The sequence below is a fragment of the Limosilactobacillus caecicola genome, assembly GCF_943192935.1.
Taxonomy (GTDB): Bacteria; Bacillota; Bacilli; order Lactobacillales; family Lactobacillaceae; genus Limosilactobacillus; species Limosilactobacillus caecicola.
On the sequence record NZ_CALPCI010000002.1, the window covers coordinates 473,444 to 496,081 of the forward strand.

General features: G+C 40.6%; 20 protein-coding genes, 19 tRNA genes and 1 rRNA gene. 6 read left to right on the forward strand and 34 right to left on the reverse strand.

The features are described 5' to 3' along the window. Positions 1-5: 5 nt before the first annotated feature. From NFR43_RS04955 to mraZ, 4 genes are read right to left on the reverse strand one after another with little or no spacing between them, the layout of a single operon-like run. Positions 6-2,156: a penicillin-binding transpeptidase domain-containing protein gene (locus NFR43_RS04955; protein WP_251547027.1), complete on the reverse strand. Its 2,151-nt coding sequence runs from the start codon at positions 2,154-2,156 to the stop codon at positions 6-8. After that, entirely contained in the window at positions 2,156-2,518 is a 363-nt protein-coding gene (locus tag NFR43_RS04960; protein ID WP_251547028.1) for a cell division protein FtsL, read from the reverse strand. Before NFR43_RS04960 ends, NFR43_RS04955 begins: the two co-directional genes overlap by 1 nt. 24 nt (positions 2,519-2,542) lie before the next feature. Further along, on the reverse strand, positions 2,543-3,484 hold the full coding sequence (gene rsmH / locus NFR43_RS04965; protein WP_251547029.1) for a 16S rRNA (cytosine(1402)-N(4))-methyltransferase RsmH: 942 nt from the start codon (positions 3,482-3,484) through the stop codon (positions 2,543-2,545). An 18-nt stretch (positions 3,485-3,502) separates the two neighbouring features. Further along, positions 3,503-3,931, reverse strand: coding sequence for a division/cell wall cluster transcriptional repressor MraZ (gene mraZ, locus NFR43_RS04970; RefSeq protein WP_251547030.1), 429 nt, complete (start codon positions 3,929-3,931; stop codon positions 3,503-3,505). A 636-nt stretch (positions 3,932-4,567) separates the two neighbouring features. On the opposite strand from mraZ, the gene NFR43_RS04975 reads away from it, so the two are divergent. Then, positions 4,568-4,687, forward strand: coding sequence for a DUF4044 domain-containing protein (locus NFR43_RS04975; RefSeq protein ID WP_251547032.1), 120 nt, complete (start codon positions 4,568-4,570; stop codon positions 4,685-4,687). Positions 4,688-4,774: 87 nt separating this feature from the next. On the opposite strand, the gene NFR43_RS04980 is transcribed toward NFR43_RS04975, so the two are convergent. From NFR43_RS04980 to NFR43_RS04990, 3 genes are all read right to left on the reverse strand, one after another. Then, positions 4,775-7,069, reverse strand: coding sequence for an FtsK/SpoIIIE family DNA translocase (locus NFR43_RS04980; RefSeq protein WP_251547034.1), 2,295 nt, complete (start codon positions 7,067-7,069; stop codon positions 4,775-4,777). Between the two features lie 12 nt (positions 7,070-7,081). Next, complete coding sequence (locus tag NFR43_RS04985; RefSeq protein ID WP_251547036.1) at positions 7,082-7,591, reverse strand: tRNA (cytidine(34)-2'-O)-methyltransferase; 510 nt, start codon at positions 7,589-7,591, stop codon at positions 7,082-7,084. 175 nt (positions 7,592-7,766) lie between these two features. Further along, positions 7,767-8,621 carry a methyltransferase domain-containing protein gene (locus NFR43_RS04990; RefSeq protein ID WP_251547038.1) on the reverse strand — a complete coding sequence of 285 codons (855 nt, stop codon included), beginning with the start codon at positions 8,619-8,621 and terminating at the stop codon, positions 7,767-7,769. Positions 8,622-8,722: 101 nt separating this feature from the next. Here NFR43_RS04990 and NFR43_RS04995 point away from each other — a divergent pair, with 101 nt between their 5' ends. Beyond that, on the forward strand, positions 8,723-9,754 hold the full coding sequence (locus tag NFR43_RS04995; RefSeq protein WP_251547040.1) for a lactonase family protein: 1,032 nt from the start codon (positions 8,723-8,725) through the stop codon (positions 9,752-9,754). A gap of 44 nt (positions 9,755-9,798) precedes the next feature. Here the strand turns inward: NFR43_RS04995 and NFR43_RS05000 are convergent, their stop codons facing one another. The 5 genes from NFR43_RS05000 to NFR43_RS05020 form a co-directional block, all read right to left on the reverse strand. Further along, positions 9,799-10,707, reverse strand: coding sequence for an RluA family pseudouridine synthase (locus tag NFR43_RS05000; RefSeq protein WP_251547042.1), 909 nt, complete (start codon positions 10,705-10,707; stop codon positions 9,799-9,801). Position 10,708: 1 nt separating this feature from the next. Beyond that, positions 10,709-11,515 carry an NAD kinase gene (locus NFR43_RS05005; RefSeq protein WP_251547044.1) on the reverse strand — a complete coding sequence of 269 codons (807 nt, stop codon included), beginning with the start codon at positions 11,513-11,515 and terminating at the stop codon, positions 10,709-10,711. Between the two features lie 11 nt (positions 11,516-11,526). Next, positions 11,527-12,195: a GTP pyrophosphokinase gene (locus NFR43_RS05010; RefSeq protein ID WP_251547046.1), complete on the reverse strand. Its 669-nt coding sequence runs from the start codon at positions 12,193-12,195 to the stop codon at positions 11,527-11,529. A 48-nt stretch (positions 12,196-12,243) separates the two neighbouring features. Next, positions 12,244-13,272: a competence protein CoiA gene (locus NFR43_RS05015; RefSeq protein ID WP_251547048.1), complete on the reverse strand. Its 1,029-nt coding sequence runs from the start codon at positions 13,270-13,272 to the stop codon at positions 12,244-12,246. A 98-nt stretch (positions 13,273-13,370) separates the two neighbouring features. Further along, positions 13,371-14,036: an adaptor protein MecA gene (locus tag NFR43_RS05020; protein WP_251547050.1), complete on the reverse strand. Its 666-nt coding sequence runs from the start codon at positions 14,034-14,036 to the stop codon at positions 13,371-13,373. A gap of 170 nt (positions 14,037-14,206) precedes the next feature. Here NFR43_RS05020 and NFR43_RS05025 point away from each other — a divergent pair, with 170 nt between their 5' ends. Next, on the forward strand, positions 14,207-14,704 hold the full coding sequence (locus NFR43_RS05025) for a hypothetical protein (RefSeq protein ID WP_251547052.1): 498 nt from the start codon (positions 14,207-14,209) through the stop codon (positions 14,702-14,704). A 174-nt stretch (positions 14,705-14,878) separates the two neighbouring features. Here the strand turns inward: NFR43_RS05025 and NFR43_RS05030 are convergent. From NFR43_RS05030 to NFR43_RS05045, 4 genes are all read right to left on the reverse strand, one after another. Then, positions 14,879-14,953 (reverse strand) — tRNA-Asp (locus NFR43_RS05030). A gap of 2 nt (positions 14,954-14,955) precedes the next feature. After that, positions 14,956-15,029, reverse strand: a tRNA-Met gene (locus tag NFR43_RS05035). Between the two features lie 10 nt (positions 15,030-15,039). Then, positions 15,040-15,112, reverse strand: a tRNA-Glu gene (locus NFR43_RS05040). Between the two features lie 299 nt (positions 15,113-15,411). Continuing rightward, complete coding sequence (locus NFR43_RS05045) at positions 15,412-16,965, reverse strand: mucin-binding protein (RefSeq protein ID WP_251547054.1); 1,554 nt, start codon at positions 16,963-16,965, stop codon at positions 15,412-15,414. Between the two features lie 915 nt (positions 16,966-17,880). Here NFR43_RS05045 and NFR43_RS05050 point away from each other — a divergent pair. From NFR43_RS05050 to NFR43_RS05060, 3 genes are all read left to right on the forward strand, one after another. Then, on the forward strand, positions 17,881-18,711 hold the full coding sequence (locus NFR43_RS05050) for a transposase (protein WP_251547056.1): 831 nt from the start codon (positions 17,881-17,883) through the stop codon (positions 18,709-18,711). A gap of 310 nt (positions 18,712-19,021) precedes the next feature. Beyond that, positions 19,022-19,189, forward strand: a complete 168-nt coding sequence (locus tag NFR43_RS05055; RefSeq protein WP_251547058.1) for a transposase — start codon at positions 19,022-19,024, stop codon at positions 19,187-19,189. Positions 19,190-19,545: 356 nt separating this feature from the next. Next, on the forward strand, positions 19,546-20,421 hold the full coding sequence (locus NFR43_RS05060; protein WP_251547060.1) for a hypothetical protein: 876 nt from the start codon (positions 19,546-19,548) through the stop codon (positions 20,419-20,421). Between the two features lie 194 nt (positions 20,422-20,615). On the opposite strand, the gene NFR43_RS05065 is transcribed toward NFR43_RS05060, so the two are convergent. The 18 genes from NFR43_RS05065 to rrf form a co-directional block, all read right to left on the reverse strand. Further along, positions 20,616-20,879 carry a hypothetical protein gene (locus NFR43_RS05065; RefSeq protein WP_251547062.1) on the reverse strand — a complete coding sequence of 88 codons (264 nt, stop codon included), beginning with the start codon at positions 20,877-20,879 and terminating at the stop codon, positions 20,616-20,618. Positions 20,880-21,100: 221 nt separating this feature from the next. Continuing rightward, positions 21,101-21,189, reverse strand: a tRNA-Ser gene (locus NFR43_RS05070). Between the two features lie 2 nt (positions 21,190-21,191). Then, positions 21,192-21,266: transfer RNA gene (locus NFR43_RS05075), tRNA-Ile, on the reverse strand. Positions 21,267-21,283: 17 nt separating this feature from the next. Next, a tRNA-Gly gene (locus NFR43_RS05080) sits at positions 21,284-21,354 on the reverse strand. Positions 21,355-21,362: 8 nt separating this feature from the next. Beyond that, positions 21,363-21,435: transfer RNA gene (locus NFR43_RS05085), tRNA-Phe, on the reverse strand. 3 nt (positions 21,436-21,438) lie between these two features. Next, positions 21,439-21,513, reverse strand: a tRNA-Asp gene (locus NFR43_RS05090). A gap of 2 nt (positions 21,514-21,515) precedes the next feature. After that, positions 21,516-21,589, reverse strand: a tRNA-Met gene (locus NFR43_RS05095). 13 nt (positions 21,590-21,602) lie between these two features. Then, positions 21,603-21,690 (reverse strand) — tRNA-Ser (locus tag NFR43_RS05100). Positions 21,691-21,727: 37 nt separating this feature from the next. Beyond that, positions 21,728-21,801, reverse strand: a tRNA-Ile gene (locus NFR43_RS05105). A 16-nt stretch (positions 21,802-21,817) separates the two neighbouring features. After that, positions 21,818-21,891: transfer RNA gene (locus tag NFR43_RS05110), tRNA-Met, on the reverse strand. A 28-nt stretch (positions 21,892-21,919) separates the two neighbouring features. Beyond that, a tRNA-Pro gene (locus NFR43_RS05115) sits at positions 21,920-21,993 on the reverse strand. A gap of 5 nt (positions 21,994-21,998) precedes the next feature. After that, positions 21,999-22,072: transfer RNA gene (locus NFR43_RS05120), tRNA-Arg, on the reverse strand. A 4-nt stretch (positions 22,073-22,076) separates the two neighbouring features. Then, positions 22,077-22,162 (reverse strand) — tRNA-Leu (locus NFR43_RS05125). 21 nt (positions 22,163-22,183) lie between these two features. Then, a tRNA-Gly gene (locus tag NFR43_RS05130) sits at positions 22,184-22,255 on the reverse strand. A gap of 18 nt (positions 22,256-22,273) precedes the next feature. After that, positions 22,274-22,347: transfer RNA gene (locus NFR43_RS05135), tRNA-Thr, on the reverse strand. A gap of 23 nt (positions 22,348-22,370) precedes the next feature. Then, positions 22,371-22,443: transfer RNA gene (locus NFR43_RS05140), tRNA-Lys, on the reverse strand. Between the two features lie 18 nt (positions 22,444-22,461). Then, positions 22,462-22,534: transfer RNA gene (locus NFR43_RS05145), tRNA-Val, on the reverse strand. Between the two features lie 6 nt (positions 22,535-22,540). Next, positions 22,541-22,638: ribosomal RNA gene (gene rrf / locus NFR43_RS05150) — 5S ribosomal RNA — on the reverse strand; the annotation flags it as partial.

Genomic DNA, 22,638 nt, shown 5'->3' on the forward strand with positions numbered 1-22,638 from the left:
CTAAATCATTTCTCTTTAAATTTAACCGACAATTTTTGATTCTTTTTTAAGACCGTGTTCGCCTTAATGCTCTGCTTTGTCACGTAACCATTACCAGAGTAATTAACTTGTAATTTCATCATTTGGGCCAATTGGCTAACGTCCGCCTGGCTCCAGCCAGTGATATCAGGCATCGTCAATTTCCCGTTGGTGACTAAAATAATTCGATTATTGATAACCAAGCTGGAGTCAGCCGCGATTGATTGTTGACGAACCTTTTTACCATTACCAACGACCGTCACTTGTAGGTGCTTTTTAGTAAGTTGTTCCTGAGCACTTTGGACATCTTGACCAATAACGTTCGGCACCTTAACGACCCCTTGTTTTTTCGCGTTTGTGCTCTTTTGCTTAGCTAAAAGCGTTTTGATTAGTGGTGTGGTAATCGACGAAATTGTTTTTTCCGCAGCGCCATTCAGAGAAGTTGGTTTCCGCATCGTAATGTAGATAATATACTTAGGATTTTTTGCCGGGGCAAAACCAACAAACGAATAGATGTAGCTGTTGGAACCCTGCTCATATCCATGAGCACTCCCAATTTGAGCAGTCCCAGTTTTACCAGCAATCCGATACCCTTTGACTTTGTATAACTGTCCGGTCCCAACCTTATTATAAATGACACCTTCCATATATTTACGGGTTTGCTTTGCTGCTGAACTACTAATTGGGTGCCCAACTACCTTCGGCTTAATCCGTTTAATAACTTTATTGTTACTGTTGGTAATTTTGCTGACGATGTAAGGGCGCATCATCTTACCATTATTGGCCACTGCTGAAAATGCCTGCATCATTTGCATGGTATTAACCGTAATTCCTTGACCATACGCGGTATTCGCTTGTTCTAAGGCTCCTTTGAAAGTGGTAGTACCAGATGATTCACCAGACATTCCGTAAACCTTCGTTGCCCTTAAAAAGCCAAATTTCTTCAGGTACTTCATCCAGGTCTTCGAACCCATATTTTGTTCAATGTGGGCAAAGCCAACATTACTGGAACGATAAAAGGCTTCCTTATAGGTAATATTTCCCCAACCGCTGGTATTCCAGTCAGTAATTTTGCCACCACCCATTTGCCAAGTACCAGAGTCATAGGTAGCGTTAGGGTTAAAATTGCCAGAATCAATTGCGGACGCTAACGCAATGACTTTCATGGTAGAACCCGGCTCATAGGTATCCTGAATTAATGCATTGGTCCAGGAAGGGCTTTTGGAATTCATCGTTGGCCGCTGAGTTGCTGCAACAATTTTGCCAGTTTTAGCTTCCATAACAACTGCAGTCATTGCCTCTGGCTTAGCACTCTTATTAGCGCTCGTGACTAGATTTTCGAGCTGATGTTGAACGGTATTATTCAGGGTTAAGGTAATATTATTACCATTCTTTGCTGACTTCCCTTTTGAACTAGAATCAGACAGCTGATAACCATAAACATCATTTTTGGATTTCTTTAATCCGTCTTGACCTTGTAATTGTTTATTAAAGTATTGTTCGAGCCCAATTTGACCGACTAGTTTTGACTGACCAGTTTTGCTATTGGTTTTCACACTGGTCGAACCAAGTAATTGCCGAGCAAACTCGCCTTCTGGGTATTGACGGGCAGGTGTTTTCGTAAAATGAATTCCCGTTAAGTGCCGAGCCTTAATCTCCTCCATCTTGCTAACAGAAATATTGGCCCCCGCCGTACCAAATTGAACCTGGTAAAGCTTCTTCTTGGGGTTCAATGCTTTATAAATCTTCTTTTCTGAAATATTGAGGTATTCCGCTAATATTTTGGCAGTCCGTTTTTTGTTAGTAACATATAGTGGCTTTCCACTAACCGTTTTTTGATTTTTATCTAAGACGGCATAAACAGTATATTTACTGGTATCCTGAGCAAGCACGTTGCCATTGGCATCATATATTTTTCCCCGCTCAGCCGTAATCACTCGTGATTGCGTATAACGTTGTTGAGCGGCCGTAACTAAGTTATGATTTTTAACGTCCTTAAATATTGAAATATAAGCAAAACGAACGATGAATAACAAAAAAAGGCCGGCAGCAACCACACACAACCATTTACCGAATTGTTTATGGTTTCGCAAGCCTGGATTATTCAGCGTTCGTTTTTTGTGTTCAGGAAATTTCATTATTTATTAACGTTCCTTACATTAGTATTTGAATCTTTAAGGTTATACTTCTTTGCAACTTTTTGCAAGTTAGGTTGACTGGTGATCTCACTAATCTCTTGTTGCTGACTAATGTTGGAATTATTAACTTTACTAATTTTAGTTTGGACATTCTGGAGATGACGTTGCGAGTTAGTAACACCAATCTTGGCCGAAATTAAGCTGACCATCATAATGCAAACAATGGCAGCACAAAAAATCGTGATTACATATTCAAATTTTGAAATTGCCACTGGCCGAAACTTTGACTGTGACTGGTGATCTTGTCGTTCCACCTGTTGAGGTTCAGTTAATTTTCTCGCAACGTTACTATTGTAATCCATGATGTCCACTATCCTTTGATGATTCTATTTAATTCTTTCAATAATTCTTAGATGGGCGCTATGTGCCCGGTGATTATGAGTAAGTTCCGCTTGCGTCGGTTCAATCGGTTTTTTATTAACCAACTTAAAATCAGGTTGCATTTCAACGGGAACCACCGGCAACCCTGCAGGAACATCTTGCAAAGTTGTTTTTTCCCGAAACATGGTTTTAACGAGACGGTCTTCCAGTGATTGAAAAGTGATCACACTAATTCGACCACCAACTTCCAATAAATCAAGTGCTTGCTCAAGAGATGTCTCTAGCACACCTAGTTCATCGTTGACAGCAATCCGAATTGCCTGGAAAGTTCGTTTGGCTGGATGACCACCGTGACGCCTTGCTCGAGCAGGAATTGCTTCCTTAATCACATCCACCAATTGAAAAGTTGTGACAATCGGCGCTTCTTGCCGGTGTTTTTCAATCGACCGGGCAATCGATTTGGCAAAACGTTCCTCACCATATCGGTAAAGAATTTTTACTAACCGTTCGTATGGCCACTCATTGACAACCTCATAAGCAGATAATTTTTGCTGCTGATTCATCCGCATATCCAATTTGGCATCATGCTGATAGCTGAAGCCGCGTTTGGCATCATCAAACTGGGGAGAAGAAACACCCAGGTCATAAACAATACCATCAATATGTGTAACACCATGTTCAGCTAAAGTAGAACGAAGATTTTTAAAATTACTTTTGATGAAGGTTAAGTGTTGATTTTGAACATATTGAGCAAGATGCTCTTGATTGTAATCAATTGCGGTTTGATCTTGATCAAACGCATATAGATGGCCATCACGGAGCTTGGAAAGGATCAACCCACTATGGCCACCGCCACCTAACGTGGCATCCACATAAATGCCATCAGGATTGATGTTCAAACCATCAACTGCTTCATGTAGGAGAACTGTAACGTGATCAAATTCCATGAATTGCGTTCTCCTCCTCTAAAAATCAAAATCGATATCTTCAGCAACGTCAGTAAAATCTTCAGCGGCCTGTTCGCTATATTCCTGCCAAGCGGTTTCATCCCAAATTTCAAAGTGGGACGAAACACCCACAATCATGCATTTCTTGGAAATCTTAGCGTAATCAATTAAGGTCTTGGATAAGTTGACCCGACCTTGACGATCAAACTCACATTCGATGGCTGCGGAATAAATTAACCGCACAAATTGTCGAACATTCTTTTTAGTCATCGGCAATTTTTCTAATTGCTGTTTCAATTTATCCCATTCAGCCATTGAATAGCCGGATAAACACTGATCCATGCCTCGAGTAATAACAAATCGCTCACCCAACTGTGAGCGAAACTTTGCGGGGATGATTAGTCGACCTTTATTGTCAATTGTGTGATTAAATTCACCCATGAACATGGACTAATCCCCCCTTTCCTTGATTACAAGAATAGTTTACCACAATCCCCCACTTCCCACCACACTGTTATTATTATCCACCACTTAATAGCAAAAAAAGGCGTCATCCAAACTGGATGACGCCTTTAACCATAGGAATAATAAGCTTTTAAGGGGTGGGGAGATGATAACAAAAAATTGAGACAACATATGAAATAATGATCAATAAACAGCCAAATGAGCAAAATTTCACCCAAAAACGACGGTATAAAAACTCGTGCTGAGTAACTAATTGTTTAATAACCAAGAAGACCGCTAACGCAGCCAGGATAATTAACGGATAGGCAATATAGTAGTAACCTAAATTCCACCAGGTTAAGATGTACATAATAATTAGCCAAGCACCTGGATGATGAATTCGTGGGGAATGGTGGGGGTGGCCCTTCTTAAAAACGACGAAAAACATTTTTTCAATAAACCAATAGCATACAATAATTAGTAATTCTATCAATAAGCGCTGATAATTCAATTTTTCTAATCCTTTCAATCCGTAACAATACTACCTTATACTATCATATCTCTGCGAAGATAATTTGAATTTCATCACCAGATTGATTAAACTGGTACGTAGTAATTTTGAAATAAGGAATGGGTTCTATGCAAAAAAAGAAAAAATCTACTTTTCAAAAAATCACGATGGTTGCCGTTTGGTTAATGTTAATTGCCATGTTAGGCTCATTAATTCTTGGGGCTGTATCATCATTAAACCTGATGTAAAGAAATATAAACTATCAGACCTAGTTCGTAATTAATAGATAGGGGTCCCAGCGTCCGGAAAACCGAATGCTGGGACCCTATTGCTGTCTATTCTTCTTTTTGTTTATAAACTTCACGCGGCTTAGAACCATTCGCTGGACCAATGTAACCACGTTGCTCTAAGTCATCGATAATTCGAGCAGCCCGGTTATAGCCAATCCTAAACCGGCGCTGAATCAACGACGTAGAAGCCTTTTGCTGATCAACAACGAAGTCTAAAGCTTCAGGAAAAAGCTCATCTTGATCCGCAGACTCCTCTTCTTGTTTAATTTCTTCATCACTAACAACCATGCTTTCATCATAATCAGCTGGTTGCTCTTCTTTAATAAACTTGACCACATTTTCAACATCTGTATCTGAAATGAAGGCTCCTTGAACACGGGTTGGTTTATTTTGATCAATTGGTTCAAAAAGCATATCACCACGACCCAATAGTTTTTCAGCCCCGTTCGTATCAATGATCGTTCGCGAATCAACACCACTGGAAACGGCGAAGGCGATCCGGGATGGCACATTCGCCTTAATCAGACCGGTAATCACGTCAACGGATGGGCGTTGGGTTGCCAAAATCATGTGGATCCCAGCGGCCCGCCCCATTTGAGCAATCCGCACAATTGAATCTTCGACCTCTTTTGAAACAGTCATCATCAAATCGGCCAATTCATCAACTACGACTAAAATCAATGGCAAGTAAGGATGAGTGGTGTCCTGATCATGATTTTTTTGCAGAAGTTCGTTGTAACCATTAATATTCCGAATCCCAAAATTAGCGAATAATTCGTAACGCCGTTCCATCTCAGCGACGACCTTAGCTAAAGCTCGCGCCGCCTTTTTGGGATCAGACACCACTGGTGACAACAAATGTGGAATCCCGTTATAAACACTCAGTTCGACTTTTTTAGGGTCAATCATGAGGAATTTCACTTGGTGCGGCTTAGCCTTCAACAAGATACTGGTAATAATGACATTAATTGCCACTGATTTACCACTCCCGGTCGCTCCGGCAATTAATAAGTGGGGCATTTTCGTCAAGTCAGCTGTCATCACATCACCAGTCACGGTTCTTCCTAAAGGAACTTCTAGCGGCCGATCAAGGTGAGCAGGAGTAGATTCAACCATATTTCGAAAGCCAACTGTCGCAATTTTCTTGTTGGGCACCTCAATCCCTATCAACGATTTACCAGGAATAGGCGCCTCAATCCGAATATCCTTAGCAGCTAAAGCGAGTGCTAAATCATCGGCCAAATGGGTAATCCGACTCACCTTTACCCCAACAGCGGGACGTAGTTCATATTTGGTGACAGATGGACCGAGGTTAACATTTTCGACTGTTGCTTCCACGCCAAATGATTTCAGCGTTGATTGTAACTTTTGTGTATTGGCCTTAATTGAATTTAAGTCGGCACTCTGGTCCGTCGCATCCACTTTCGTCAATAATGAAGTTGATGGTAATTGATAATTGGCATCGTCATTGCCCGTTGCCTCAGCAAAGTCCCCCACTTGATCAGACTCTGCCGCTTTTTGATTAGTTGAAACAGGTTTAGGGGTTGCTGGTGAACTAGCCTGACTCTCCGGTTGAGCGGCAACTGTAATTTTGGGCTCTGGTGCCGGTGTTTGCTGCTGTGCACTGATCGCTTTTTTAGCCTCAGGAGCACTAGTTTGCTGTTTCTGGGTAGATTGAGCACTGCTGGATTGATCATTCTTGGGTTCAGGCAATTTAAATTGTTGATTACGGACCTGTTGAATCAAATTGATTATAGCGTGATGACACCACACGAGAATTTTTTGCCAAGGAATTTGAAAGAAGACAATAATTCCCACCAACATCAATAACCAAGCTAGCGCAATTGAGCCCACTTGACCGAGTAAGAAACTACTCAAAGTGTAAAATCCGGCGCCTAACAAGCCACCACCAATTGGCATGGTGCTGTCAGAATTAATCACATTTTGCCCAACGTTGTTCCAAGTGATTTGGAAAAAATGACTATGTTGATTGATTTCCCCAACCATTTGCGCATGGAGTAATAGCAATAACCCAACGTAAAAGATGAGCATTCCCCAAACCCAATTTTGACGAAAACGAACAAGTTGATTGTAAATAATCAGGCCAATCGAATACAGCACAACAATCAACATCAATAATAGGTAACTTTGTCCAACCAACATCTTGTAAACGCCAAGGACTAAAGTCCCAATCGCGCCTAACTGGAACATTCCCGTTAAGGTTAGCAAAATAATGAGCACACCCAACAAACTACCGGCGAGGTGATTACCCTTCCGATTTTTGGTTGAACGGGTTCTTTTGGTTTGTGAACGTCGTTTTGAAGATGCTTTTCTCGCCATTTGAATTCTTCCTTACTTTAATTTATCAAATGTATATTTGTGAGTTCGTGCCAAATTAGGAAATTGTTGTTGTCGTAATGCTTCATAGATCACAATTGCAGCGCTATTAGAAAGGTTTAGTGCACGAATATTTTGATCATTTTGTGGAATGCGAATCGCTAAATCTGGGTAGCGACGCATAAAGGGCTCCGGCAACCCCGTCGTCTCTTTACCAAACAAAAAGTAGTGATCACCAGCAGCCGTGTAATCGACGTCAGTATAATCACGAGTGGCAAACTTTGAAACCAAGTATAAGTGCTGTAAATTGTCAACCGAATCCATAAAGTCAAGTAAATCATCGTGGTAGACTACTTTGACCTTATCCCAGTAATCTAAACCAGCTCGTTTCATGTGTTTATCATCCGTAGAAAAACCTAACGGCTTAATTAAATGCAGAATCGTATTTGTTCCCGCACAAGTGCGCGCAATGTTTCCTGTATTAGCAGGAAATAGTGGTTCAAAGAGTACAATGTGATTGGTCATGACTAGTTAATCCCCTTTTTGGCAAATAAAAAAAGCAGAGTCTCGGTGTGGGCACGGCGAAACGCTGCTTTAATGAAGTACACCTTAGCAAGTACCAACGAACCCAACTGATCGATGTCGCTTGCTAAACGATTTCTAAAAAATATTATATCACAATTAAAGAGTGATACAAGCTTTAATTTACTGTTCCGATGAGCAAATCAACATCAACCGTGACGCTCGTTAACTGTTGAATTTCTGCATCCGTTAATTTTCGCACATTTTTCCCCCAATGGAGTGGTGACATCTCAATCATGCTGCTACGTAAGTTTTGAGGGACTGCAAATTGATAGTTAATATTAACAATTTCGTGTTGGGGAAAATTTTGCGCAAATAATTCACGAACTGCTGAATTGTCATACTGTTGGTGTTGATCATTATTAGCATAAAGTAATTCACGCATCTCATGCAGATAATTAGCAGTTGGAATAACCTTAAAGACCTTCCCTTGCTTTTTTAAGATCCGCCGAAATTCCTGATAATCGGATGGTGAAAATAATTCCATAATGGCATCAAAAGAATGGTCAGCGAAGGGCAGTTGTCGTAAATCGGCCAAGCAGAAAAACGCGTGAGTGTCTAATTGAGTGGCCAATTGAACTCCCGCTCGTGAGATATCAAAACCTACATAGGTATCGCTGACATCAGACCGCGCTTTTTCTAATTGAACAATTGGTGTTCCTTCCCCCGTGCCAACATCTAGAATGGTCATTGCTTGCTTTGATAAGTACTGGTTAATTTTTGTCAAAATACCCCGGAAAAAGCCAGCTTCAAGAATCGCTCGCCGTGCAAGCAACATGGGACGATCATATTCACTTCGCACCCCGTGACGAAGAAAATAAACGTAACCATGTTTATTAATATTGATCGAATGTCCATTAACACATACTAGTTGCTGATCAATTACCCGTTGAAATTTATCATGACAGACTGGGCATTCTAATAATGTTAAATGATTTTGAAGCCATTGGGTCGTTTTATCAATTTTTTTCATTTGATTTTTTCCTCGTAAAATTTATTCTGATTGTTCTCTCCTGCTGGTAGATTGCTTGTGAAACTGCTATCATATAGTCAATCGATATAGGAGGCATTCTCATGACTGAAAACTTTTTAATTGGAACTTACACTGATAAGGATAGTCAGGGTCTATATGCGATCACCCTTGATACAGATCAAGAGCAATTAATCAACGATCGTTTAGTTGTCAAAACAGAGAAACCCGCATATTTGCAGGTTGGCAAAAACGATCTTGTATATGCCATTCGTAAAGAAGGCGACCTGGGTGGTGTCGCATCGTACAAAATTGTCGATGGTCAGGCCACTTTAATTGATAAGGATCTGCAACCTGGTTCTACTCCAGCCTACCTAGGTTTAGATGAAAAGGATCACCTGATGTTCACCGCTAATTATCATACCGCGGACGTTAAAGTATACAAGCTCAATGATGATGGGACCTTTACCTTAACAGACACGGTTACACATAAAGGTGTAACTGGCCCACGGCCTGAACAAGTCGATGGCCCCCACCCGCATATTGCAGACTTAACTCCCGATGGTCGCTTAGCTGTTTGTGACCTCGGTTTAGACCTGCTCGTCGTGTACAACATTAGTGACGACGGTAAGCTCACCGCCGTTTCCCAATTCAAATTTGAACCCGGTTATGGGCCTCGTCACTTTGTCTTTCATCCAAATGGCAAGTATGCTTACGTACTCGGTGAATTAAGCAGTCTGTTGACAACCTTCAAGTACAATCCTTCCAATGCTTCCTTTACCGAAGTCCAGAAGCTTAAAACAATTCCTGACGATTGGACAGCGCATAACGGTGCCGCAGCAATTCATATTACAAAGGATGGGCGCTTTATTTACACTACTAACCGTGGCGAAAATACCATTGCTGTCTTTGCTGTAAAGGACGATGGCACACTTGAACATCTTCAATCGATTTCAACCGAGGGGGATTTCCCACGTGACTTTGAATTAAGCACAGATGAAAATTATCTGGTAGCGGCTAATCAAAATACAGATAATCTAACCCTTTACCGCCGTGATCCTGAAACCGGAAAATTAACAATGTTGCAAAAAGACGTAGATAGTCCTCAAGGAATTTGTGTTAAAAAGTGGAACTAACGTAAACCAAAATTACTAAGAGTGTGGTTATAGAAAACTTTTCTTTAACCACACTCTTTTGTTATTTGTAATTGATGAATTAGCTGTTGAAGATCATTTGGCAATGGTGCTTGGCAAGTGATCTGACGTTGCTTAAAAGGACTAAAGAAACTAACTCGTTCACAATGTAAAGCCTGGCGTTGAACTAACTCACAATCGCCACCATACATTTCATCGCCCTCGAGGGGATGACCTAAAAAACTAAAATGAACCCTGATTTGGTGGGTTCTTCCTGTATGAAGGCGGACCTGCACGATTGTGGCACATTTCCCAGCTTGTTTTGTCCAAAACTCCGTCACTGACGGCTTTCCTGAAGGACTAACCCGCCGTTTAACAAACGAAGCCGGATCACGCTCAATGGGAGCATAGATATAGCCATGTTCAATGGCCAAATGTCCACCAACCACCGCAAGGTAGTCTTTCTTGACCTCATGCCGCTTCAATTGACTATCTAAAACCGCATGAGCAAAACGATGCTTGGGAAAAATCACTAAGCCACTCGTATCTTTATCTAAGCGCGTTGCTACATGAGTAACCTGATTTGGATAGTGGTTAGCAACATAATAATATTTGACTCGGTTAACTAAACTATCCTGGACAGGCACATTATGTGCTGGAACAGTTGCCACCCCAGCAGCCTTATTAATAATGAGAAAATCGTCATCTTCATAGGCAATCATAAATTGCTTATCACAAGCGACAACCTTCGGATTGGCTAGTTCATCTGGTAAAACAATCCCCACTGTTTGCCCAGGTTGGACTTTTTCAACCGCCCATGCCGGATGGTCACCAATCAAAAGTGCACCACCGTGAAAAATGGCGACCTTAATTAGCGAGCTAGTGACGCCACAAGATTTTAGAACACTACGTAGTTTTCGCGGAGTTGTTCCTTGATAATGCCATGTAAATTTCATTTTACAGGTCACCTATGAATGATTCACGAACCCGTTGCCAGAAATTAGTATGTCGATATTTGGCAAACCGTATTTTCTTATCGGAAACCTTAAAAGTAAGTTCGACCAGATGATGACTAGGTGAATCTAAAACCCACTTATCCCGATCACAAGTCAAAACGACGCTTGACTCATCCGCTAACCGCAAGGTTAAAACATTTTCTGAACCAAAAATAGTGGGCGAACCTAACGTTCTAAATACCCGGTTATTGAGTGACGCCATTTCAGCTAATTGAAAACCAATAATATGGGGATCCATGACTGCACCACCAACCGCTTTGTTATAGGCAGTTGACCCAGTCGGTGTAGAAACACACAGGCCATCACCACGAAATCGCTCAAACAATTCGTGATTGATATAAACATCACATACCATTGTTTTCGTGATGTTTTTGATGGTTGATTCGTTCAGAGCAATTTTATGCAACACTTGTCCATCAGAAAATTTGGCCGTCATATCAAGTAATGGATAGCTAATTGACTGCCCGGTGCCATTTCGTAAGCTAGCAACCAAATCATTCACTTCGAATTTACGCCAGTCAGTATAAAAGCCAAGATGCCCGGTGTGAATCCCCACAAACCTAATCGTGTCCAATTGATCTTGATATTTACTAAACGCTGATAGTAGCGTTCCATCACCACCAATTGAGATAACGATATCAGGGGTTTGTTCGTCATACTGAATCCGGTACTGCTTTAGTCCTTGGATAATTAGCTCTTTAATCCTCAAAGACTCTGGAGAGGAATACGTGTAAATTGCAACTTTCATAAAATCACCAGCTATTTTTCATTATTGTCGATCGGATTTGTAGATTTGTCTGACCAATCAGAATTCTTACTATAGGAAAATAAATTCTGGGCTTCTTGAATTTCTTCACGAATTTCCGACATTTCATTATCAAGTTTGAATGCTGCCTCGGCAGCGCGTTTCAAACGTGCCGACAAGTCACTAGGAAATTCACCTTGATATTTATAATTCAGTGAATGCTCAATCGTGGCCCAAAAGTTCATGGCTAATGTCCGAATCTGAATCTCCGCTAAAATACGCTTTTCACCGGTAATTAATTGAACGGGATATTCGATCACAATATGATATGAACGATACCCACTTGGCTTAACGTTACTGATGTAGTCACGTTCTTCTAAAATGTTCATATCACTACGTTCACGAAGCAAGTCCACCACTTCATAAATATCCTCAACAAATTGGCACATGATCCGCACACCAGCGATATCTTGCATATCTTGCTCCAAGCGGTCTTCGGCAACATGCCGCCGAACCATTTTTTCCTTAATACTGTCGACCGGCTTAACCCGCCCAGTGACAAATTCAATTGGTGAATGTTGAGCCTGATCTTGATATTGCTTTCGCATTCCACGAAGCTTGACCTTTAATTCATTCACCGCTTGCTGATATGGTAGTAAAAAATGTTGCCAATCATCAACCATGACATTTCCTCCTTCTATGATCCACCCCATCATTTTATCATACGTTTATCAGATCTGACCATTGCTCTTCGAAGACCGACAAATGTAATTAATTTTTTCATCAACTGTTCGAAACCATTTTGGTTGCTGCAAATATTTAACTCCATTGGCTTGCAACTTAATGATTGACACCAAAATTAGTTGTTGCTGCCAATCAAACACTAACAGATCCCTTAATTTCTGAACATTTTGGGATGATAAGCATGGCATTTCTAGCCATTTTGCTTGGTTGATCAACATTTGCTCCCACTGTTGTTGACTAACAATTGTTCCCAGAGGAAAATCTTCCAAAACTAATAACGTTCTAATTCGCCATTCGATCACTGGCCTTTGCATAACAGGCCAACGGGGAATGATATCGTGGACAAATAGTGGGCAACAGCTGGCCACATGCCCATGTTGGTAAGCTAATTCTGTGAGTTCTCGTTGAGAATTACGCTCGCGAAATAAACGTATGGTTTGTTTAATCAAACGTTCTTGCTGGGTGAACCGTTGACTATTAAACGAGCACTGGTAAAGAGACATCTTTTCAAGTTGGTTTTGCATGACGTTCCAAAAATAAAGGACTGGTTTCCCATGATAGTTCTGAGTGAATTCGGCTATTTTCGCCGATTGAAGCCGACGCCGATAGGGGCTACCTAAGAACCAAATCACACCAATTCCTAAACTTCTGTAACCATTATTGCGTGACCGAATTTGCTGTAATGTCAAAGGACTACATTGGAATTCTAATGCAATTAATTGGTGACTCACTGTAATTAAGATATCGGGACGCTGTTTAATATCCGACAGATACGGTTCCATTTGCGGTGCCCAGCCATTTTGGCGTGCCCACTGAAAAATTTGTCTTTTCCCGATTAAATGTTCATCCGTTTGACCATGCAAATTACTTAGAGTTTGATAATGTGCAAAGAAGTTTTTGCCACCACGCGTTCTCACAATCATTTGGGCATGACATTGTGGACAATAATATTTCTCTCCGGTTTGCAAATTATGGGCATTAACTAACTGTCCAGATTCGTTAACTGCAATTTTCATTTTATCCCCCCTCACTACTAAGGACGGATAAAATTAGCAAAAATATCAAAAAAACGTCACCTCTTGCAAATAAAGAGATGACGGGCTAGGAAACAATGTTACTTGAAATAGTATTTAGCAGTGTCTAATGCAGATTGACTCATAATCAATTTAGCATGCTCTTGCAAGACTGCAGGAGCCATTTCTACGAGATCGCCATATTCTGCTGCAATTGCTCGTTCATTAAGTGTCGAATCAGCGGTGTAAAATTCGTTGTCTACTCTTTGAACCATTAGATAATAATGGCCATTAAGCAAGTATAAATCAGAGGTCAATTCATCGTCATTCAAAACACCGGATAACTGAATAAAGTCTTCAAAATCAGCAAATCGAACAACAAACGAAGCCGCGTCTGTCGCGGTGTCCTCAGATTCCGTCGGATTCGTTACATTATTGGTAACTGCTTGCTGATCGTGATCGTGTTCCTTTAATTGGTCAGCGATCAGTTGGGATATTTGGCTCACCTCAGATGTTGAGCTCTGGGGTCGCACATTCTTGGAAATAATTAATTCCAAGCCATCCTTAATTGGCAAAGCTTGAAAGGTCACTGAATCGTTCTTTTTAAATTGATGATCGGTATCAACTTCAGCCAAGATACTATAGAAAAAGTCTTCAATTTGATTTTGGTTTCCAATGAGATCCAGCATGGTAATTCCCCGTTCATCCAGATCATTTTGGTCGATAATGACTTGAATCGTATTCTCATCGAGTCTTTTTTTCTCCATTTTTACACCTCCAGTCACTATCGTTCAGTATAATAATTTTACCCAATCTAAAATTGTAGTCAAGTCCTGTGTTCTGCCCCCCAATTTTATCTCCGCATAATCATTCCAACCAATTATATTATTACACCTCTCAACTAGTGTATAATGGAACACATAAAGGAGTGAGATGAATGATTAAAGTAATTAATTATGCTTTAGGTTCCAAAACATATTTTGAAGATGAAATTAAAGATTATACAGACCGGCACTTTGTAATGGCTGAAAATTTAACAACTGAGGATAACTATATTTTATTAGATCTATCTGACAAAGCGAACATTTTTGGATCGTCAATTAAATTGGAAACCATTTATAATGTTGGTATTGATGATTTTAAGGGTTACTTCTTCCTTCAAGCTTTTGACCTTGGCAAGGAAAAACGAGAAATGCTCAAAAAAGTAGCACCAAAAGTTTTAGACGATAGTTTTGAACACTATACTGGCAAAATGACTGGTGGATATTTTTCTACTAGAATGGACCACCCACAAACTCACGTTATGTTAACAGTGTGGAAAACTAAAGAGGACCTAGAAGCTTGGCTTAATAGTAAAGAATACGCTGAATTAAAAGACTATACTAACCAGCAGTTGCGGAATTTCACTGAAATTTTCAAGACTGTTGAAGATTAATTATACTAGTTCAATCTACTTTGAACATGATCAAAAATATCCAATTTACAGCATCAATGGCCTCACAATCAAACATTGTGGGACTATTTTTTGTATTCTGACAACTTAACGTACTTTGAAAAATAATTAAATCGACCAAACAAAAAAGGTTGTACACTGATGTACAACCTAAGACGGTCCGTACGAGACTCGAACTCGTGATCTCATCCGTGACAGGGATGCGTCCTAAACCAACTAGACCAACGGACCAATTGCGGGGGCTGGATTTGAACCAACGACCTCCGGGTTATGAGCCCGACGAGCTACCGGACTGCTCTACCCCGCGATAATAAAAGTGACCCGTGCGAGATTTGAACTCACGTTACCAGCGTGAAAGGCTGGTGTCTTAACCAACTTGACCAACGGGTCATAACGAAGAAGGAGGCATACATTAACCCCATAACATAGCCTTTTCTCGAATAAAAGAGCACCGAAAAAAGCACTCTGTACAATTAAATAGATTTAAACTAAGGAATCACAAGAATGTTAACCCTTAATCAACGTTATCTATATTAACATAACTCTATAGTTTGCACAAGAAATAATGTAATTAATTTCATATGGTTATGCTGTAACCATGTTGCTCGACACAAGAAAACCCACCATTCTTGGCGGGCTTTTCATAACTACTAAATGAATCTAATTTCTAAACAGCAACAGGCTTAAACTTAGTCTTCCTTCTTCCGCTTTAGACCAAAACCAAGGAGGCCAGCCATTGAAGCTAACGCTAAACCAACGACACCCGCTTGGTTAGCGTCATTACCAGTTTGTGGTAATTGCTTAGCTTGGCTGTCACTTGCTGCGGTTGTCTGACCTTGCGCAAAACTTCCACCATTTGACGGTGTTCTTCCACCATTTGACGGTGTTTGGTTAGTGTTCTCTTGAGCACTACCGTTAGTTGGCGTCGTCATGCTTGATGGCAACTTCGTGTAACTTATTTCAATTGTTTGGTCGCCTTCTAGTGGGTTCCCAGTAGCAACTGAACCAATCGTTGGTGTCCAGCCATCAACTGCCGGTGCATCATATGCAGTCCACCCATTTTCTGCAACCTGCCATGGTCCGTAGGTTACTTTACCCGTGACTTCCGTTGCGGTCCGGGAAACCTTGGCAGTTTGGGTGATCGTCTTCGTGCTGCCGTCTGGAAAGGTAACCTTGATCGTCCGGGTCACCGTCTTGTTCAAGACACTTTCACGTATTGCAGTAGCGATCGAGTTACGATCAGAAACAACAAAATTGGGTTCATGGTCAACATTGCCGTAGCTATTGAAAGCTTTCAATAGTGCAGTGTAAACATTTTGCCAGCCTTGCTTCGTAAGAGTAACCGGATAGCTACCATCAGCGTCTGGCGTTGAACCAATTTCAATATCGCCATTTACGAGCTTAAAATCACTGTAGAAACGTGTAACGGCGTCAACACCATCAATTGGCAGGGTAGCGTCAGCACTCGACAATTTAATGGCATATTTTTCCGGGTCCAACACACCAGTGACTGGTAAAACACTATTTCCTGTTAGGGTAACGTTGATTGGGAAAGGCTTGATTATTAATTTACCAAAGCCCATTGAAATCAGTGATGAGAGATTATATGGAGGTAAAACAATGTTAACAACATTCGGATTGGGTACCCACTCATTATCTACGTATTCTCCGTTGATCCAGGCTAAAAGCTGATTATAGCCAGTTTGGCTAAGAACTACTAGATAGGTACCAACATTAATTGCTTGCCCGTTAATTAGCGCTGGTTGATGCCAATTCGTAATATGACTTACCTCTTCGTTAGTCAGTAGCCGAAGATCGCTAGATGACGGGTTGAATTTTGGAATAGTATAGCTCAGCCCTGGCACCTGAATATCAACCGTAAATGGTTGGTATTCTTGGTAATTATTGTCAACAGTAATATCTGATTGACTGTTCTGATTATCTGTAACTTTGTTGTCTGCTGAGCTTTCATCTACTGATGAAGTTGGTGCTGACGTTGTTGACGTATTAGTTGAAACTGGATTAGTAGATGACTTAGTTGCTTGATCACCAGTATCGTTGGTAGTTGCACCTGTACCTCGCTGGTCGATTACTTGTGTTTCTTCTGAGGCATCATTGGTTAATTTCTGGGTGTCAGCATGACCTCTGACAGTACCGACCATCACCGCCAGCAATGTGGCAGCACAACCAATGAACCATTGCTTTTTTACTTTATAAAGTTTAAATCGTTTATCAAGTGACATGATTCATCGCCCTCTCAAAGTTATAATTCCTAATTAACCATTACATTTATAGTATATTTCACTGAAACCGGAAATACAAATAAAACGTAGCTAATAGGAAGCACAAAGAGAGTGTTGGTTACGAAGAGAAGTCAACTTTTCCTATCAACCACTAACATTTCAATGAATCTTTCTAGATTTTCAAACTGTCTGTAATAATACCTGCTAATTTAGGTCATGCTGTGGATATGCTATTTTCTATTTCAACGAAGTCAACTTTTCCTCCAGTAGCTATGGTAACAATACATCTAAGTTACTAAATTCATTATCTACATCGCTAACGATAACAGTGAGAAGCTTTTTACTTTGTACTGCTCATAATATTGAGTAACAATATTGCCACAGTTCAAATATCGGTAAACGAGCTATCTTATTCATCACCATGGATCACCTTCTAATTCAAGATTAGAAAACGGTTACCTTAACTTCTCATATCAAACCATCGGTAGATCTAATTCTTACGTCATCAGCCGTTAATGAAGAACTAACTAATGGTAAATACTTTTCGTAAAATTCCGTCTGTTTAGCCAGTTCGTAATCGTAATTATCCATGGTTGACCACCGCCCTTCTTAAGGCGATGACCTCACCAATCAAAAACACACAAAAATTAAAATTATAATTAATTTGCTAATTAGAAGCGGGGCTTTACCGCCCCCCATCAAAATTTAAAGCCCATCATTAATTAAATACATAGTTATATACTTCACTTTGTTTATTTCAATTATTATCTTATCACACTGAAGTGCACCATAAGAACACCATAGTATTAAAAAATAGGTTCTATACCAATGCCATTTTTGTTTAAAATAAAAAAACAGAGGATAACCTCTGCTACAATGAAATCGACCAAAACTCATTGAAAGAAGGTTTTCTCCATGGATAATGATACTAAAAAACTGCTTGGCATAACAGACCCTAATTTAAAGTTTCCCGATCATTGGCTCAAGGCCAAACAAGATCGTAAAGGACATGAAAGGCTTGAGATTGAAGGAACCCTAACTTATTCTCCCGCCGCTTGTCCTAATTGTGGCGTCATTAATATTAAAACAATTACACGTCATGGATCAATTATCTCGATATATCCTTTTGGACAATTTCGTAGTCAACCTTTAGATCTAAAAATCAAAACCCAGAGGTTTTATTGTCATGCATGCCATTCAACGTTTACAGCTAGTAGTCCAATATTTGATCCACAAACCTCAATCACGAAAGACTTAAAGCATGAAATTATTCTACGGTTAACTAGAGTTGAATCAATTAAAGATATAGCTGATGATTTAGGAGTTAGCGCCAGTACGGTCCAACGGACCTTACAAAGCTTAGCCGATGAAATCACGATACCGAACCACAACTACTTACCGAAAGCTCTTTGCATTAATGAATTCAAATCCATGCGAGTAATTAATGGTGCCATGAGCTTTATTGCCGTTGATGGAGATCGACATAAGCTATTTGAAATTCTAGAGGATCGTCGGTTGTACAAACTATTTGAGCACTATTCTGCTTATTCAATGTCAGCACGTCGTCATGTTAAGTATTTAGTGATGAATATGAACGCTGCCTACCAACAATTAGCTAAGACAGTCTTTCCTTGCACCAAAATTGTTTATGATCGCTTCCACATTGTGAAGCACTTAAACGATACCATGAATCATGTCCGCATCCACGTATATAATCGCCTTCGGCGAGGTAATACAGAGGAGTAAAAAATGCTCGTCGTTTAAAACACTATTGGCGATTATTCTTAAAACCATTTGGTAAGCTAAGTGAACATCCTTACTTTAAAGGGCGTTATTTTAAAAGAATAGTAACCGCTAAAACTATCTTAAATCTAATGCTGGATTTTGATTCAGAACTCAGCGCAACCTATCAATACATTCAAAGTCTGCTTCGTGCATATCAATTACGCCATATTGAAGAATTTCTTGATCTGCTCCACAAAAAATCTCACATTATACTAAGCACCGCTGCCAAACCTTATATAGATATCATAACGGTATTAAACGAGGACTAACTTTGAGTGCCTCAAATGGGCAAACCGAAGACTTTAATAATCGAATTAAATTAATTAAACGAATTGCGTTTGGCTATCGAAACTTTACTACATTTAAAACTAGAATATACTTGATCATGACAAATAAAATTACCGTGTGTAAAAAAAGCCACACACCTTTCGGTGTGTGACCAAATTAACTATACCAATTAGATCAATTTCATTGTTCATTTCAAACCAACACTAACTAAATGGTGTAAAGCCAATATTTCTAAATAATCTCTTGGGTAATATCAGGTCTTACTGAATGATCAAATGTCAGATTAATGACATAGTTACCAGTAAATGGAGCATAGGTAAACCAAAATGATAGCCTACCATTACGCTTCTGGTAAGCGTCCGCAATACGGATATTTAGTTTTTCAATCAGCTTGTTAAGCTCAAATTTGCTCACAACCATCAATTTCACCCTCTTTCTGCTGAACAGTTTCAAGGTCTATAATAATTAGAGAATAACACTAAACTAAATTTGGGAGAATTATTGATTATGCATTTATACGTTATTTACGAAGCAGCATCAGGGACTAACTGGTATTGGACAGGAGAATCGTTTAGTAAAGACCCACATAAAGCCAAGACCTACACCAGTTTGAAGAAAGTCCGGAAACGCCTCAAGGCAGCGACCGAACAATATCCAACGGTTTTTCGTACGCACCCACTCAAGAACTGTCATATTAGCAGTTTTGATCGCCCCACTGAAAATTGGCCACTCATTGACCCTAAGTCAGTCAAATATTGCGTAGGACGCCGTTTGAACGCCGACGATAATTGGCTCTTCTTAACATCTAATCACGAGTTTAAACCATTTGATGCTAGCGATAAGTCCATCTTTGATAGTCGTGAGTCAGCAATCAATCACATGGTGGCCATATATAGTGATCAAAGTACCGAATTTGCTCTCTTTTCAACTAATGAACAATTAGTTGAAAAGCTCGATAATGTTAATAACAAAAGTTTGAATGACGTTCCTGATGTGACAAACTTTACCATTAATGATGCCAAACAAATCGTCAATAGTCTAACTTTGGTGAAACAATATGCCAAAAGCCTAAAAACTCATCTTGCTAATATTGACTATGTCCAGATTATGGACCTACTCCACTACATTGAAATTAATGACTTAACTGATGAGCAGAAAATCAAAGTCGTTGATAAAATCAAAGTAATGCGGCAAGAGCGGCGTAAAATTAAGGATATTTTGATTTACCTTAACTCCATCAATAACCACACAGATGCCAATACAATCATTAAAGAAATTGACCGTAGTTTTGTTGAAGATAGTGATGAACGAACCTATCATTACCGATCAGGTAATATCAAAGAATTTTTGGCATCAATTGACTCTGCAAATATCACAAATTAGGTATAAACTAATAACATAAATTCAAAAACACAGCAAACGCTGGTTTTTTTGTTAATAACATCAATTATCTACAGTTTTTTTAGTGGCGGCGATTGTCTGATCCTTAAATTTAACTACTTTCCTGATAGTTAGCTTCTGAATAGCCTTAATGTACTTTTCCATATAATCAAAATCGATATCTGTAGTGCCTGGTTTTACAGGTAAAGCAATAATATCTTTTTGAATTTTACGTTTAGATATTGAGTCGACCCAACTGTATTTTTTTGAAAGGGACTTTTTGATTGCTCACACAAAATAATGACGCCACAATTAGGACAAGCGGCGGGAGAATAAGTTAGGGTTCCTTCAATCTCAAGCCTTTCATGTCCTTTACGATCTTGTTTGGCCTTGAGCCAATGATCGGGAAATTTTAAATTAGGGTCTGTTATGCCAAGCAGTTTTTTAGTATCATTATCCATGGAGGAAACCTTCTTTCAATGAGTTTTGGTCGATTTCATTGTAGCAGAGGTTATCCTCTGTTTTTTTATTTTAAACAAAAATGGCATTGGTATAGAGATCGAAGATCTCTAACCAACACAATTTGGTGTAGAACCATAAAAAAATAGCTCGAAACGTTGATTTAACAACATCTCAAGCTATTCAATGGAATACTCAGTCCTAACTGAACCCGAGCATAAAACGGAGAAGGAGGGATTTGAACCCTCGCGCCGCTTGTCGCGACCTACACCCTTAGCAGGGGCGCCTCTTCAGCCACTTGAGTACTTCCCCAATGGGCCTAAATGGACTCGAACCATCGACCTCACGCTTATCAGGCGTGCGCTCTAAACCAACTGAGCTATAGGCCCATACCAAAAATGGCATAAGCGGGTAACGAGAATCGAACTCGCGACAACAGCTTGGAAGGCTGTGGTTTTACCACTAAACTATACCCGCAATAGCAATGGCGCGGGACGGAATCGAACCGCCGACACACGGAGCTTCAATCCGTTGCTCTACCAACTGAGCTACCGAGCCATACGGTCCGTACGAGACTCGAACTCGTGATCTCATCCGTGACAGGGATGCGTCCTAAACCAACTAGACCAACGGACCAATTGCGGGGGCTGGATTTGAACCAACGACCTCCGGGTTATGAGCCCGACGAGCTACCAGACTGCTCTACCCCGCGATAATAAAAAGAAAGGAGGATAAGAGATTCGAACTCTTGCGTCGGTTGCCCGGCCTAGCGGTTTTCAAGACCGCCCCCTTCAGCCACTTGGGTAATCCTCCATAATGATAAATAAGAATTCATCCGCTAATCAGCGAATGGACCTTGTAGGACTCGAACCTACGACCGGGCGGTTATGAGCCGCTTGCTCTAACCAACTGAGCTAAAGGTCCAAAATAACCACCCCAATCGCGGCGGAGGGAATCGAACCCACGACCTCCCGGGTATGAACCGGACGCTCTAGCCAGCTGAGCTACACCGCGAATTAAGCATAGTAATATTTACTATAAATCGGAAAGACAGGATTCGAACCTGCGACCCCCTGGTCCCAAACCAGGTGCTCTACCAAGCTGAGCTACTTTCCGAACAATGCACCCAGCAGGAGTCGAACCTGCAACCTTCTGATTCGTAGTCAGACACTCTATCCAATTGCGCTATGGGTGCAAAATGCCGAGGACCGGGATCGAACCGGTACGGTCATCACTGACCGCAGGATTTTAAGTCCTGTGCGTCTGCCAATTCCGCCACCCCGGCATAATATTATGGAATTGGCAAAGCGGAAGACGGGATTCGAACCCGCGACCCCCACCATGGCAAGGTGATGTTCTACCACTGAACTACTTCCGCATAAATATTAAACTATAATGCCGACTAGAGGACTCGAACCTCCGACCCCCTGTTTACAAGACAGATGCTCTAGCCAACTGAGCTAAGTCGGCAAACAAATTGGCCTTCTAGCCAATGAGCCGTGGCGGGTTCGAACCGCCGACCCTCTGATTAAAAGTCAGATGCTCTACCGACTGAGCTAACGGCTCATGAGTTTCACAACTCAATGGAGGATACAGGGCTCGAACCTGTGACCCTCTGCTTGTAAGGCAGACGCTCTCCCAACTGAGCTAATCCTCCAAAATTGCGTGGCAACGTCCTATCCTCGCAGGGAGCGATCCCCCAACTACTTTCGGCGCGTTGAAGCTTAACTTCTGTGTTCGGCATGGGAACAGGTGTATCCT